Raw genomic sequence first — 15,305 nt, forward strand, 5'->3', positions numbered from 1 at the left:
ATATGCGAACTAAAGTGGTTAGCTATTACCTTTTAGCTGTTAGTAAATGCAGCAAAGATGAACATAACATAGTCTTCGCTGCATTTACTAACAGCTAACAGCTAATGGCTAAAAGCTCTTCTACAGTATATCTTTCTTGCCTTTATATGCTCCGTAGAAAATGATGGGGAATACCAGCAATGTGAGTACAGTTGCGGTAATCAATCCACCAATTACTACGATCGCCAGCGGCTTTTGTGTTTCGGAACCAATACCATGTGAAATCGCGGCAGGTATCAGACCAATAGCAGCCATCAGGGCGGTCATCACTACCGGCCGGATACGACTCTGCACCCCAAGCCTGATCGATTCATTCAGCGAAAGCCGCGCCTCCAGGTTTTTATGGAATACGGAGATGAGGATCACCCCATTCTGTATACAGATACCAAAGAGCGCAATAAAGCCCACACCCGCAGAGATACCAAAGTTCATATTGGTAACATGCAGCGCCAGGATACCACCAATCAGCGCAAATGGCACATTCATTAATACGAGACCAGCATCTTTTACGCTGCCCAGCATTATAAATAATACCATAAAAATGGCGATGATACTGATCGGTACTACCTGTCCCAAACGTTGGGTGGCACGTACCTGGTTTTCGAATTCACCCGTCCAGCCTATGCTGTAGCCCTTTGGCAGTTTCACTGCTTTATTGATTCTGGCCTGTGCTTCTGCAATGGTGCTACCCAGGTCACGGTCACGCACGGAGAATTTCACCCCAATAAAACGCTTGTTGCTGTCGCGGTAAATGAATGCAGGACCTGTGATGGTTTTAATATCAGCAATCTCCTTCAGCGGTATTTTATTGTTGTTGATAGTAGGTACCATGAGGTTGGCTAGGTCGTCTTCCGTTTTCCGGTAGTTTTCATCGTAACGGATCCTGATATCAAATTTCTTCTCGCCTTCATACAGCTGGGTGGCTGTTTTACCACCAATCGCCATTTCAATCACCGCCTGTGCATCGCCGGTGGCCACACCATATTGCGCCATCTTGTTATCGTCCAGGTTGATACTCATTTCCGGCTGACCGATATTCCGGATTACGCCAAGATCTTTAATCCCCTGCACGGTTTTCAACTGTGCTACTACCTGCTGGGATAAGGCTTCCAGCTTTACCAGGTCGTCACCAAATATCTTCACACCATTGGCGGCCTTGAAACCTGCTACGGCTTCAGATACGTTATCACTGATAGGCTGGGAGAAGTTCAGGATAATACCGGGATACTTTTTCAGGCGCTGCTCCATCTGTGAGATGAGTTCGTCCTGCGTAATTTTGCGTTTCCATTCCTCTTTTGGCGCCAGATCAACCTGGTACTGCACAAAGTAGAAGCCGTTAGGATCGGTACCATCATTAGATCTACCAACCTGCGACAACACTCTTTTTACTTCAGGGAATCCACCAAGGTCTTCCCGGATAGCATGTGCCATTTTAGTGCTTTCTGTCATCGACATGCTCATGGGCAGCTCTGTAGTCACCCACAGAGAGCCTTCATTCAGCTGGGGCAGGAACTCTGTTCCCAGGAATTTGGCAGAAATAAAAGTCAGTACCATGAAAGCCAACGCCAGGGTAATACTTAAACGTTTGTTCCGGTAAGTCCAGCCAAAGCCTTTCATCACAATGCGGTCGAAGAAAATAACCAGCACATTATGCTTCTCTTTTACATTTCTGTTGAGCAAAATAGAACACAGCACCGGCACCAGTGTTAAGGTGAACAGGAGTGCGCCCAGTAATGCAAAGCCCAATGTCCAGGCCAGCGGAGAGAACATTTTACCTTCTACTTTCTGGAAAGAGAAAATAGGAATGAGGGAGATGATAATAATGAGTTTGGAGAAGAAGATGGCCTTCGCCAGTTCTCCACCGGTTTGCTTGATCCATCCCAGCTTGGCCATCTTATTAAAGCGCGCCATGCCATACTTTTGCGCCTTATGATCAAGCATCACGAAGATCCCTTCTACCATCACTACGGCCCCGTCTATGATGATACCGAAGTCAATCGCCCCCATCGATAACAGGTTGGCACTCATGCCTTTCAAGCGTAAACACATGAAAGCAAATAACAGCGCCAGCGGGATAATGATAGATACAATCACTGTAGTACGCCAGTCGGCCATGAACAGGAATACGATCACGGTAACGAAGATGATACCTTCCGCGAGGTTGTGCATCACCGTATGGGTACAGAACTCCATCAGGTTATCCCGATCGTAGAATGTCTCCATTTTAATATCATCCGGTAAAATGGTTTCATTGAGTTCCTTCAGTTTCTCTTTCAGTTTGATCAGTACTTCTGAAGGATTTTCACCTTTCCGCATCACCACAATACCTTCTACCAGGTCATCATTCTTATCAATACCTACCTGTCCTACACGTGGGGCAGAGGCTTCGTGCACGTTGGCCAGATCTTTTACCAGCAGGGGCACGCCATTGATATTTTGTACAATGATGTTATTGATATCGGGGATGCTGTTCAGCAAACCAATACCGCGGACTACATATGCCTGTCCATTTTTTTCAATCACATCACCACCTACGTTCACGTTACTTTTGGTAACGGCCTGGTATAATTCCAGCGGTGTGATGTCGTATTTGGCGAGTCTTACGGGATCGGCAGAAATTTCATAGATCTTCTCCTGCCCACCAAAAGCTACCACATCTGCTACACCCGGTACGCTACGGATCTGCCGGTCTATCACCCAGTTTTGCCAGGTCAGCAGGTCGCGCGAATCCCGCTTACTGCTTTTCAGGTAGTAACGGAAAATTTCGCCTGTAGGACCGTAAGGAGGCTGCACCTCGGGTTCGGCACCTTCAGGAAGCCCCAGGCCGCCCAACATATTGTTCACCTGCTGTCGTGCAAAGAAGTCTTCCACGTCATCATCAAACATTATTTTTACCACAGACAAACCAAACATGGTAACAGAGCGTACACTGGTTTTCTTTTGCACCGCGTTCATTGCTACTTCTATGGGCAGTGTTACAAAACGTTCTACTTCCTGTGCACTGCGACCGTTCCATTTGGTAACAATCACGATCTGTGTATTGGTTACATCCGGAAATGCTTCAATAGGCGTATGCAAAAAGGAAAATACGCCTGCAGCAATCAGCGTAGCCACGCTGATGAATACAAACAGTTTATTCCTCAGCGAAAAAGCTACAATATTTCTAATGAATTTATTCATAACTCCTGTTCTTTAGAATGCCACTCTGGTCCTGATTCCCACGATATTAACCGGTCCGCGGTCGCTGTTGTAAGCAGGATGCAGCACAAACTGGTAATCGGGGCTCAGGGCAATATGTAGCCTGGTAATGTTACATTGATAGAAAACTTCAGCAATCATTTCGGGTGTATAGTTCAACTGACCGTCGCCAACCATAAAGCCGGAGCCGCCGGCAGCGAGGTAGTTGCGGTGATCTTTGGATAACCCATTTACCACCAGCGCTATGCCTGCGTTGTCCTGTGCACGGTGCCAGCACTGCCCGTTTTGCAACCATCCGGCACTAATGGAACGATCTATTTCCGTGTAGGCCCAGGTTTCATTATGACCGTCATTCCAGGATGCTTTCAGAAAAGCACCGCCATCTTTCGTGATCTCCTGGTCTATATTAATAGCGAAACCATATTTGGTACGACCGTCTTTTCTGACACCGGTAATGTCCGGTGTATCTACCGCCGCTTTCACCGCCTCATTATAATTACCCATAGGAGCCTGGTTAATGAAAGCCATTACACGCACATTCCCTTCATGTTTATTCAGTGTATGCGTGTGCGTTACTTCCACTACTTCTCCATTGGATTTTCCGTAGTGATAATTAAGGGTAGGACCGTTGGCAGTGGTAGGTTCCAGCGAAGTGGCTGCCTGTACCTGCCAGTTATCCCTGCGGTATTGTACGGTCAGCGCCATGGTATAGCCACGTACATCGGCCGGATAATCCCACGCGGCATTACTCATCAGTGACCAGTTCATGAACTGGGTGCGGGGATCATGACTGTATACGTTCTGATCGAAGAAGTCGGCCAGACAGTATTTACCGCCTATGAAGCGCAGGTAATGTGTAGGCGTGGTGCCGGCTACATTGTTGATATCATCCTCATCTTCCTCTACATGGGATGTTAACGGTAACGTATAAACGCCGTATGCACGTGCCAGGTATATAGTTGGTTTGGGATTACCCACGCGGAAAGTTTCTCCGTTAGGAAAACCCGCAATGCCGGTGGCATGGCTGAGACCTTCACCACCGGCGAGTTCCGGGTTGATATATAATTCAAGATTTTTCAGCGGACGAATACCTGCGTAAATGGTACTGGTAATAGAGGTAGCACCTTTTTCATGGGTAAGAAAGCTGTTAGGCCCGGAATACTTCGCCTGGAAGTCCGGATGCCATTGCGTTACCAACGTTTGCTGGAAATGGAAAGAGTAGGGGATAATGCTATCCGTCTTCTTGTCCTGCGCCAGTAAGCGGGTACTGCTCAATGCCAGTATACCTATGGAAAATAATTGCTTCATTACCGGGTTAGTCTTTAAGTGCATCGTAAATGAGCAATTGATTTTTGGAGATTACTTTCTCTTCCGCACTGAGGCCGGATGAGAGGTAAGTAATATCTCCGGAAGTTTTAGCTACTTCTACCTGACGCACCGCAATGTTGAATTTGTCTTTAAATACCAGCACATAATTTTTACTGTTATCGAAGATGATGGCCGCAGAAGGAACCGCTATTTTCTGGTCGTTATCCTGGTATTTTACATATACCGTTGCAAACATTTCCGGCTTTAGCAGCATGTTTTTATTATCTATGCTGATTCTTACCTGCATGGTTTTGGTAGCCGGATCCAGGAAGTTATAGATCTTATCAATCTTGCCATGGAAGGGCTCATCAGGGTAGCTGACGGTGACTACGTCTGCCTGGTAACCTTCTTTAATGCGGGCAATATCCGTTTCAAAAACATTGGCCATTACCCATACATCATCCAGTTCAGAAATGGTGAAAATATTGGCGCTGTTATCCGAACGGATCTCCATATTGTTGTTGATATTTTTTTCAATGATATAGCCGGAGATAGGCGCTGTTACCAGGTAGGTAGCGCCTTTACCTTTTTTGTAAATTTTGAACAGGTCATTGAGCCGGTTGATTTCTGCATCTGATTTTTGTACTTCACCTTTGGCATTCACCACATCCTTTTCGGTACTCAACCGGCTGTCGTACAGGTCCTGCGCTACTTTCAGGTTTTTGTCTGCCACATTATGATCAGATTTTGCCTGCGCCAGTTGCTTTTCATAGTCAGCAATTTCCGCACTGTGTATCACGGCCAGTACCTGACCTTTCTGTACATAATCGCCCAGCTGTACTTTAATATCTTCTACATAACCACTTACCAGTGGATATACTTTTAATACCTTACCACCGTTCGGCGTTACTTTTCCGGAAAGACGAAGCTCATTCAGTACCGGTTGTATATGCGCGGTATCGATGCGTATATTTTTCAGCATGGTATCGCTGAGCACAAAAGTGGTCTTCTCTGAATCCTCTGCCTGGCTGTGTTTGCAGCCACTCCATAAAATGGTGGCCAGCAGCGAAAAGCCAATAATGATGATAGGCTGTTTCATGCACTTAATTTTTAAATAGTTCTTGTCCTGTTGCATAGTTGAGTTCTTCGTAGGCATTTACCCGGTTGGATAAAAACTTGTTAATATTTTTTGCGTTGTCGCTGTAGCTGTTGAAATAATCAATAAACTGCAGCAGGGAGATATTGCCTTTGCTGAAGTTTTTAGCCACTTCCTCGATGAGGGTATCAAACTCACCCTGGAACTGATGCAGGTCAAATCCTTTGTAACGCTTTTCCAGCGCTATGATACGCTGATAGGCATTCAGTACTTCTGTTTGTGCGATAGATTGTTGTTGCAGCAGTTGTTGTTGTTCGCTGCCAATCTGTAATTGTGCTGCACGGATATTCCCCTGGTTGCGGTTCCATGTGGGAAGGTCAATACCCAGGGTAAGACCCACGAAATTTGGTGTATAGCTGCCTTGCTTATCATAGGTAGCACCTACGTGGAGATCTGGTACCGCCAGCGATTTTTGGAGGCGATAGTTCAGCTGGGCGGTCTGGTATTGCATATCTGCTATCCTGACATCAGGCCTGTTTAATGATACACTGTCGAGCAGCTGGGGGAGTTGTATTTTGTCCAGGTTGTATGAAGCCAGATCTGCAGGTTGCAGCCTGGCCTCATAAAAATCCCTGGTATGTAACAATTGTTGCAGGTTTTTCTGAGATTCCAATTCCTGTTGTTTCAGGTCGGCAAAGTCATTCTCAATGCCCACCTGCAGTGCCTGTAGCCTTACCAGGTCTGCATGTGCCACTACACCTTTTTTATCGGCAGTGACATAGGCATCCACAATTTTCTGCAGATTTTCCAGCTGCTCTTTTAACACCGTTTCGGTTTGTTGCTGGTAGTACATATTGTAAAAGTTCTCCCGGAGCTGTAAACGAAGGGTGCGTAGCAATTCATCAAAGTTTGCCTCACTCATTTTCGCTGCGGCAGCAGCCAGTTGTATGCTTTTATTTCTTTTACCGGCGAGTTGTATTAACTGGTCCAGGTTGTATTGGGTTTCACCGCCGGCGCCAACATTAAACGGTTTAAATTTATCGGTACTACCAAAACCAAGTACGGTACTGAAAGAAGGATTGCTCCACATTTTAGCCTGTCGTACCAATGCTTTGGAAGCATCTATCTGGTAACGTTGTGCCAGCAATGAGTAGTTTTTTACCAGGAAGGAGTCCTCTACAGATTGTAGGGTAACGGTCTGAGGAGACGTTTGTGCCTGTGAAGGTTGAATAAAGCCCAGGCAGGAAACACACGCTGTCAGGAACAGCATCCTTATAGTTCGCATAATGCCAAATTTCATGACACAAAGCTCACAAAGGCGAATTAAAGGGGCCTTTAAGGAAGATTAAAAAAGGCTTAAAGAATTATAAATGGGGGAGCATCACGGTAAAAGTAGTGCCTTCTGCCTGCGTAGAAGTAACGGTGATATGCCCGTTGTGAATTTGCACGATCTTCTTGCAGATCGACAAACCAAGGCCATGGCCGCGGATTTGAAGCGCGTTGTGTCCACGGTAAAAGGGCTCAAATATTTTATTGATTTCGTCAGCAGGAATACCGATTCCCGTATCTTTTATCTGCACTGTAATGTACTGTGTAAAAAAATCGATAGACACCAACGCGGTATTATTCCCTGAAAATTTGCACGCATTATCAATCAGATTCAGGAAAAGCACCTTCAGCAGGTTCTCATTTCCATAGCAGGTCACCAGGGAATCATTATCGGGCACTTTCACAAAATGGATCTCCACTTTACTGGCCGCTTTTTGTTTGAGCCGGATGAGGGTAGTCATCTCCATCAGCAATTCATCAATACGCACATTGCTCAATACGAACTCCTGCTGCCGCATTTCTGACTGGGCCAGTTGTAGCAGGCCATTGGACAGATCAGAGAGATTCTCGGCGTCTTCCAGCACAGAAGTCAGCAAGGCAAGGTATTCTTCCCGGGATCTGTCTTTCGACAAGGCTACCTGTAACTGGCTGATAATAGCAGCCAATGGGGTACGCAGCTCATGAGAGGCATTGCTCACAAAGCTTTTCTGGAGATGGAAAGACTCACTAAGACGCTGCAGCATCGTGTTGAAGTTGGCGCCCAGCTTGGCTATTTCATCTTTACCTTTTACGGCCACCTGTGTATCCTGCATATTATTGGCATTGATACTATCTACCTGCTGCACCAGCTGGTCGATAGGTTGTACCATTTTTCGCGCAAAGAAATAACCCACACCAACCAGTACAATGACAGCAGTGAGCAGCTCCAGTAGCAGGATCTGGCTGAGGTTTTGCAGGTTCTGGAAGCCATATTTATCAAAGGAAGAAACAATTACAATCACAGAAACATCTCCTTCTGTATAATATACACCCACTACTTCGCCGCTTCCTTTRTCGTAACTGTATAGCTTATTTTCTTTAATGTAGTTAAGCAAACTGGGATACGTGCGGATGGTTGTATCTTTCAGGTTGCTATACAGCAGGTCATAATTAGGATTATATACCAGGATCGTTTCTTTATAAAGATCCTGGAAGGTGGTACGATCCAGTTTACGCAGCAGATCAACCTTTACATTGCCATCTTCAATAATTACATTGGCAATGGAGCGGGCGCGGTATTCCAGTCGCTCCAGGTATTCCGCCTTTCGTGATTTAGCCGAAAAATAATAGGCCAGCACCGCAAATGCAATAAGCATCAACGTAGCCGAGATGGTATAATAGAGCGCTATTTTGTACTTGATCTTCAATCAGAAAAGGGAAGGAGGTTTATTCTTCAGAAAGATAATATCCCATACCGGTTTTGGTATGCAGTAGTTTCTGTTCAAAATCCTTATCTATTTTTTTGCGGAGGAAGTTCATATATACCTCAATCACGTTGGTACCGGTATCAAAATCGATATCCCATACCTTTTCAGCGATGGTGAGTTTGGAGATGACTTTGCCTTTATGCATGGCCAGGAATTCCAGTAACTGGTATTCTTTGGCGGTGAGGGCAATTTTTTTGCCGCCGCGGGTAACATCTTTTTTCTCGCGGTCTATTTCCAGGTCGGCAATGCTGATTTTGTATTGGGTGCCATGTGTGGCTTCTGAGCCGGCTCTTTTCAGGAATACCCGGATACGCGCCAGCAGTTCACGGAAGTCGAAGGGTTTTATGAGGTAGTCATCGGCGCCCAGTTCAAAGGCCTGCATTTTATCTTCCATACCACCAAGGGCGGTGAGCATGATTACCGGAACCCGGTTGTTTTTATGGCGGATCACTTCACAGAGTTCATAGCCATTATGATGGGGGAGGTTCAGGTCCAGGATCACCAGGTCGTAATTATTGCTGGTGGCTAATCCTTTGCCAATGCGGCCGTCATAGGCTACATCCACATCAAAGCCATTTTCTTCCAGCCCTTTCTTCACGGCATTGGCCACTTTTACTTCGTCTTCAACTACCAGTATTTTCTGCATACGATATGAAATTACGAATTACGAATTACAAATTACGAATTTGCGCGGAGATCTTCGCGTTTACTATCTTCCCGCAAATGCGTAATTCGTAATTCGTAATTCATAATTCTTTATTCTTTCCTCAGCTGGTCAGATTCGCTTCCAGCTGCATTATTTTTTCAAACAACTGTTCATATTGCTGATTTGCCCGGTCCAGGTATTTCTGTACATCCTGGTATTCGTTTTCTACCTGGGCAAATTTTGTTTTGTCATTGTAAATATCGGGTGTTCCTAAACTGGCTTCCAGGCTGGCTTTGCGTTCTTTCAAACTGGCCACCTGACCTTCCACCTGCGAAAACTGCTTTTGCTGTTTCTGCAATTCACGCTGTACTTCTTTGTTAATAGCACCTTTGCCTGCGTCTACGGTAGCAGCGGTATTTTGCTGACGGGTATCTTTTTTCGTTTCTGCGTTGGCGTTAGTCTTTGCAGGTGCCTGCTGCTGGGCTGCCATTCTCTTTTTCCACTCTTCATACTCATTGTAGGTGCCCTTGAATTCCTTGATCTCACCATCCACAATTTCCCAGATTTTATTGGCGGTCTGGCTTACAAAGTAACGATCATGCGATACGAGTACCAGGCTACCATCGTATTTGTTCAACGCATCAATCAGCATTTGAACAGAGTTCATGTCAAGGTGGTTGGTAGGCTCATCGAGCATCAGGAAATTCGCCTGACTGATAATGGTTTTAGCGAGTGCCACACGTGCTTTTTCTCCTCCGGACAGGATCTTGATCTTTTTGAATACATCATCACCGGTAAAGAGGAAGCAGCCTAATAACTGGCGTAATTCCAGTTCTGTACGACCGCTGCCAAAGTTTTTCAGTTCATCCAGGATTTCACTGCCCATATCCAGCGATTCCAGCTGGTGCTGCGCATAGAAACTGGTCACTACGTTGTGACCGGGTACTCTTTCACCTTCCATCGGTTCCATACCGAAGATGATCCGGAGCAGGGTGGATTTACCCTTACCGTTGGCACCGATCAGTGCAATTTTATCACCGCGGTTGATTTCTGCACTGGTGTTTTTAAGGATTTCTATGTTCCCGTAGCTTTTGCTGATATTATTCAGGGTACATAAAATCTTACCGGGTGTTTTATCTACCGTAAAGTTAATTTTGATTTTAGACGGACCATTATCGGTTTGCTCTACGCGCTCCAGTTTATCCAGCCTTTTGGCGATACTCTGTGCCTGTGCTGCTTTGGAAGCCTTGGCTTTAAAGCGCTCAATAAAGCGTTCCTGCTGACGGATATAGTCCTGCTGGTTTTCGTATGCACGCTGCTGCATTTCACGGCGGAGTTCTTTTTCCACTTCGTAATCAGCGTAAGAGCCAGCGTAGTGGTGCAGTTGCTGCTGGTATACTTCCACAATCCTGTTGACCATACGGTCCAGGAAGAACCGGTCATGCGATACAATGATCACGGCACCGTTATAACCAATCAGGTATTTTTCCAGCCATTCAATAGATGGAAGATCCAGGTGGTTCGTGGGCTCATCGAGCATCAGTACATCTGGTTGCTGCAGGATTAACCGGGCGAGAAGCACACGCATACGCCATCCACCGGAAAACTGGTTGTAGGGGCGGTCTAAGTCGGCCGTGGTAAAACCTAAGCCTTCCAGTACCTGGGCAGTTTTGTGCTTCATGTTGTAGCCATCCAGTGCTTCGAATTCATGGAGGGCATCGCTGAATTTATGCAGCAATTCTTCTGTCTGGCTATCTTCCAGCTCTTTGGTAATACGCTCAATATCTTTTTCCAGTTCCAGCGCTTTACCAAAAGCCATCATGCCTACGGTAAGAATAGATTCATCTGTTTCAAAGCTGAGCAGGTCCTGGTTAAAGAAACCAATCGTCAGATTTTTACTTTTATTAATACTTCCTTTGGAAATGGAATATTCCCCATTGATAATGCGTAACAGGGTAGACTTGCCGGTACCATTCAACCCGATAAGACCAACACGGTCGCCCGGTTCTATATGCCAGGAAGAATCTTCCAGTATAACCCTGGATCCAAACTCAAACGTAATGTCCTGTAAAGCGATCAACATAAAAAATAAAAAAATTGGATAAAAAACGTGCAAAGTTAAGGATAAATGTCCGTATTTGGTGGATTTTGTCTGACGTTAGGTATGACAAATGCCGCGGTATTTATTTAGTTTTGCTTTAAAGCACAAAATTATGAATTTTAAAGTATGCGTTTCCGTTGGATTAGTAGTACTGGCAACAGCCCTGTTTGCATGCCATCAGGAAGCACCTAAAGAGGAGCAGTCCACCGGTACTTTGGCGGCTTTACAGGCGCCTTACAGCCAGGTATTTTATGATTCTCTTGGCAATGCCCTGTCGTCTTACTATCAACTGTCTGACGCGCTGGTAAAGGCCGATAGCACCGCTGCCAACGTTATTGCCGCCACATTGAAGTTTCATATAGATAGTTTACCACTTACCCTTTTACAGATGGATAGCAGCCATCTGGGCAATATTACCGGCATCACCGGTAGCATAAGTGCGGAGTTGGCCGGTTTTGAAGGAGAAACAGGACTGGAAGGTAAACGTGCTTCTTTTCAAATGGTGTCAGACATGTTATTTGATCTTGTTAAGAATACCGGGCTGAAAGGGCATACCATCTATCATCAGTACTGCCCCATGGCATTTGACGACAAAGGCGCCTACTGGCTGAGTGACAAGCCTGGGATACAGAATCCTTACTTCGGACATAAAATGCTGACCTGTGGCGAAACCAGGGATACTTTAAGTTATAAATAAGTTGTTGAATCGTGAACAGTAAATCGTAAATTACTGGTATCTTTTTGCTGTTCATGATTTAACGGTATGTTCACACGATACGGTCCCTTTGTCTTATTCCTTTACTTGCTATGCTCCTTTAACGGGGTACTGGGACAGCAATATACCGTTAGTGGTTTCATAAAAGACAGTACCAACGGCGAATCCCTGCCGGGAGCCACCATACAGGTTTTACACTCTTCAAACGGCGTACAGACCAACAATTACGGATTCTATTCCCTTACGCTGCCAGCCGGAAATTATATACTGCTTTACTCTTTTCTTGGTTTTGAATCCAAAGCCATCGCCCTTTCACTGAACGAAAATATTAAGCAGAACCTGGAGTTGTATCCGCATTCCTACCAGGCGAAAGAGGTGGTGATTACCGATAAAAGAAAAGATGCCAATGTTAAAAGCACTGATATGGGCAGGGCAGAGCTTTCTTCTCTGCAGGTAAAGAAACTGCCGGCCCTGATGGGGGAGGTGGATGTACTCAAAGCACTACAACTGATGCCCGGTGTACAGGCCGCAGGCGAAGGTAATGCGGGGTTTTATGTGCGTGGCGGCGGTCCGGATCAAAACCTTATCCTGCTGGATGAAGCGCCTGTATATAATACAGGTCATCTTTTCGGTTTCTTTTCTGTATTTAATGCAGATGCTATCCGTAATACCACACTCATCAAAGGCGGTATGCCAGCGAACTATGGCGGCCGGCTGTCTTCCGTGGTGGATATTTCCATGAAAGAAGGTAATAATAAAAATTTCCAGGGAGAAGGGGGAATAGGACTGATCTCTTCCCGGCTCTCCTTCCAGGGGCCGCTGAAGAAAAACAAAGCCTCTTTTATTGTAAGCGGCAGGCGCACCTATATAGACCTGCTCACAAAACCATTTATCAATACTACTGCGTATAAAGGGTCGGGCTATTATTTCTATGACCTGAATATAAAAATGAATTATATCTTTTCAGATAAAGACCGTATTTACCTTAGTGGCTATATCGGCAAAGATGTTTTCAGTTTCAATAACAGTGATCGTTCCTTTGACGTGAAGATCCCCTGGGGCAATGCCACCGCTACTTTGAGATGGAACCATGTATTCAGTAAAAAACTATTTGCCAATACTTCCCTGATCTATAACGATTACAAATTTCAGTTCAGCGCGCTGCAGAATAATTTTGATATCCGGCTTTCTTCCGGTATCAGTGATGGTAACATAAAAACAGATTTCGATTACTATGCCAATGTGAATCATCATATCAGATTCGGTGGCAACTATATCCACCACACCTTTACCCCGTCTACGATTGCGGGGCAACAGGATAGTACTAAATTTTCTCCGGAAAATGCGTTTAAGAAATATGCCCATGAGGTAGCGCTGTATCTGATGGATGACTGGGAAATATCACCTCAGCTGCAACTGAATGCAGGTGTACGTTACAGCGGTTTCATACAGATAGGACCGTATACCCGTTATACCCGTGATGCTGCCGGCAACAAAACCGATAGTACAGTATATCGCCGGGGGCAGCCGGTAATCAGCTATGGAGGCCTGGAGCCACGGATCATTTTGCGTTGGTCCTGGAACGATCAAAGTTCTGTGAAAGCAGCGGTGACCCGTAATTACCAGTTCATTCACCTGGTATCCAATGCCGGTACCACACTGCCTACTGATGTGTGGGTGCCCAGTACCTACCTGGTAAAACCACAGGTGTCGTGGCAATACACCGCCGGGTACTTCCGTAATTTCAGCAACAATGCCTACGAGGCTTCTGCAGAAGTGTACTATAAGGATATGCACAACCAGATTGAATACCGTGAGGGGTATACGCCTTCGCTCGATGATCCCGAAAAGGATTTTGTGTTTGGGAAGGGGCAGGCTTATGGCCTGGAATTATTTGTCAATAAAAAGAAGGGGCGGTTTACCGGCTGGCTGGGTTATACGCTGGCCTGGACCTGGCGTCAGTTTCCGGACTTAAACGATGGCAAGCGCTATCCGGCGAAATATGATCGCCGGCATGATCTGGCGCTGGTAGGTACTTACGACCTCAATAAGCATTGGAGTTTCTCTGGTATATTCATTTACGGTACTGGTAACACTACCACGTTACCGGAAACTTTCTATTTTATGGAAACCACGCTGGTACAGGGTTATGGCAGTATCAATTCTTACAGGATGGCAGCTTATCACCGACTGGATCTGTCGGCTATTTATACGCCAACGCCTAAGAAGCCCAAGCGGCGTATTAAAAGCAGCTGGACCTTTTCTATTTATAACGTGTATAGCCGCAAGAATCCTTATTTTATTTATTTCGATCAGCAGGGAAGTGCGTTGAATGGAACGTTGCAGGTGAGTGCGAAGCAGGTGTCGTTGTTTCCGATTTTACCTTCGGTGACGTATAATTTTAGGTTTTAGGGAAGAAAAGATGGAAGCTTTATACAGAAAAGATGGTGCGGTACATATGGGTATTGGAGTGGAAATACACGATGGAAGGAGGGACTATCTCACCAGAGCGAATCTCATAAGGGTAAATAGGGTGCCCACAATGGCAATAAACTGAACTATTGTAAGCCAGCCATAGTGGCTTTTTAGGTCAGATTTAGCGTCTGCCAGATCTACTTTGCTGGCCATCCGAGTGTTCATGTGAATTTCCAGGTGTTCTACCTTTGTGGCAATTGCATGGATGTCCTGTTTAAGCTCACTTTTGATTGCCAGCATTTCGGATTTAAGCTCACTCTTTGTTGACTGCAATTCAGCTTTGGTCGCCAGAAGTTCGTCTTGTCTTGCCTGATGTCTTTCCGAAAATTCTCCAATTGCGGTTACAAATTCCAGCGCCTTGTTGTCTGGCAAATGCAGATCTTGTCTGACAAGATCATACAATTTTAAATTTCCTACATTCATTATGTAATGTTTTTGTTTTACAGGAGTAAAATTAAGTTATTCCTGTTTTTAATATCTGAGTTTAAATAGATATTTCTTTTGGCTATATTATTTTTTTATTTTAAGGATCAATTTGTAAAAAGAATTATCGTGTTTGACCCTTTATGAGAAATATTAAACATGAGGCGATGATGAGCGTGACGAGGCTAAAATAAAAAAAGGCTAAGTACCTGATGGCTCTTCTGTCGCGGGTGTATCGTTGCTGCTGTTGTTCCTCATAAATAACAGCCGCTATGCCCGGATTCTTCCTCATCATTTTCTCCTCCGCGCTTTCATAAATCGCAATAATCAATTCTTTCGCCTTATCTTCCGGTACATACAATTCTTTCGTCAGTGTGTCGTACAGTTTAAAGTAATTCCTGATCATTGTATAATACTTTTAATTTACAATTGTAAAAATACCATCTTTTTCAACTGTACCCGCACCGCTGTATAAATATTTATTTTTAAAATCCTTAAGTTCAATGACA

The 15,305-nt window shown here is 45.0% G+C and carries 11 protein-coding genes; 2 read left to right on the plus strand and 9 right to left on the minus strand.

All coding sequences use genetic code 11. From position 1 onward, the window contains the following. Positions 1 to 120: 120 nt before the first annotated feature. The 7 genes from AB4Z08_RS27815 to AB4Z08_RS27845 all read right to left on the minus strand — a co-directional run bounded on the left by AB4Z08_RS27815 (position 121) and on the right by AB4Z08_RS27845 (position 11,165). Positions 121 to 3,219, minus strand: a complete 3,099-nt coding sequence (locus AB4Z08_RS27815; RefSeq protein WP_441577057.1) for an efflux RND transporter permease subunit — start codon at positions 3,217 to 3,219, stop codon at positions 121 to 123. 12 nt (positions 3,220 to 3,231) lie between these two features. Beyond that, a complete protein-coding gene (locus AB4Z08_RS27820; protein ID WP_441577058.1) occupies positions 3,232 to 4,545 on the minus strand; it encodes a carbohydrate porin in 1,314 nt (437 codons plus the stop codon). 7 nt (positions 4,546 to 4,552) lie between these two features. Further along, a complete protein-coding gene (locus AB4Z08_RS27825) occupies positions 4,553 to 5,644 on the minus strand; it encodes an efflux RND transporter periplasmic adaptor subunit (protein ID WP_441577059.1) in 1,092 nt (363 codons plus the stop codon). 4 nt (positions 5,645 to 5,648) lie between these two features. Next, a complete protein-coding gene (locus AB4Z08_RS27830; RefSeq protein ID WP_441577060.1) occupies positions 5,649 to 6,926 on the minus strand; it encodes a TolC family protein in 1,278 nt (425 codons plus the stop codon). A 79-nt stretch (positions 6,927 to 7,005) separates the two neighbouring features. Continuing rightward, on the minus strand, positions 7,006 to 8,376 hold the full coding sequence (locus AB4Z08_RS27835) for a HAMP domain-containing sensor histidine kinase (protein ID WP_441577061.1): 1,371 nt from the start codon (positions 8,374 to 8,376) through the stop codon (positions 7,006 to 7,008). A 19-nt stretch (positions 8,377 to 8,395) separates the two neighbouring features. Continuing rightward, complete coding sequence (locus AB4Z08_RS27840) at positions 8,396 to 9,082, minus strand: response regulator (RefSeq protein WP_133811153.1); 687 nt, start codon at positions 9,080 to 9,082, stop codon at positions 8,396 to 8,398. A 121-nt stretch (positions 9,083 to 9,203) separates the two neighbouring features. Further along, positions 9,204 to 11,165: an ABC-F family ATP-binding cassette domain-containing protein gene (locus AB4Z08_RS27845; protein ID WP_441577062.1), complete on the minus strand. Its 1,962-nt coding sequence runs from the start codon at positions 11,163 to 11,165 to the stop codon at positions 9,204 to 9,206. Between the two features lie 130 nt (positions 11,166 to 11,295). Between AB4Z08_RS27845 and AB4Z08_RS27850 the strand changes: the two genes are divergently transcribed. Then, positions 11,296 to 11,880, plus strand: a complete 585-nt coding sequence (locus tag AB4Z08_RS27850) for a DUF3347 domain-containing protein (RefSeq protein WP_441577063.1) — start codon at positions 11,296 to 11,298, stop codon at positions 11,878 to 11,880. 66 nt (positions 11,881 to 11,946) lie between these two features. After that, on the plus strand, positions 11,947 to 14,310 hold the full coding sequence (locus AB4Z08_RS27855; RefSeq protein WP_441577064.1) for a TonB-dependent receptor: 2,364 nt from the start codon (positions 11,947 to 11,949) through the stop codon (positions 14,308 to 14,310). Between the two features lie 84 nt (positions 14,311 to 14,394). On the opposite strand, the gene AB4Z08_RS27860 is transcribed toward AB4Z08_RS27855, so the two are convergent. Next, positions 14,395 to 14,796, minus strand: a complete 402-nt coding sequence (locus tag AB4Z08_RS27860) for a hypothetical protein (protein ID WP_441577065.1) — start codon at positions 14,794 to 14,796, stop codon at positions 14,395 to 14,397. A 124-nt stretch (positions 14,797 to 14,920) separates the two neighbouring features. Further along, on the minus strand, positions 14,921 to 15,202 hold the full coding sequence (locus tag AB4Z08_RS27865; protein WP_441577066.1) for a hypothetical protein: 282 nt from the start codon (positions 15,200 to 15,202) through the stop codon (positions 14,921 to 14,923). Between the last annotated feature and the right edge of the window lie 103 nt (positions 15,203 to 15,305).

The sequence above is a fragment of the Chitinophaga sp. RAB17 genome, from assembly GCF_052114225.1.
Classification (GTDB): Bacteria; Bacteroidota; Bacteroidia; order Chitinophagales; family Chitinophagaceae; genus Chitinophaga.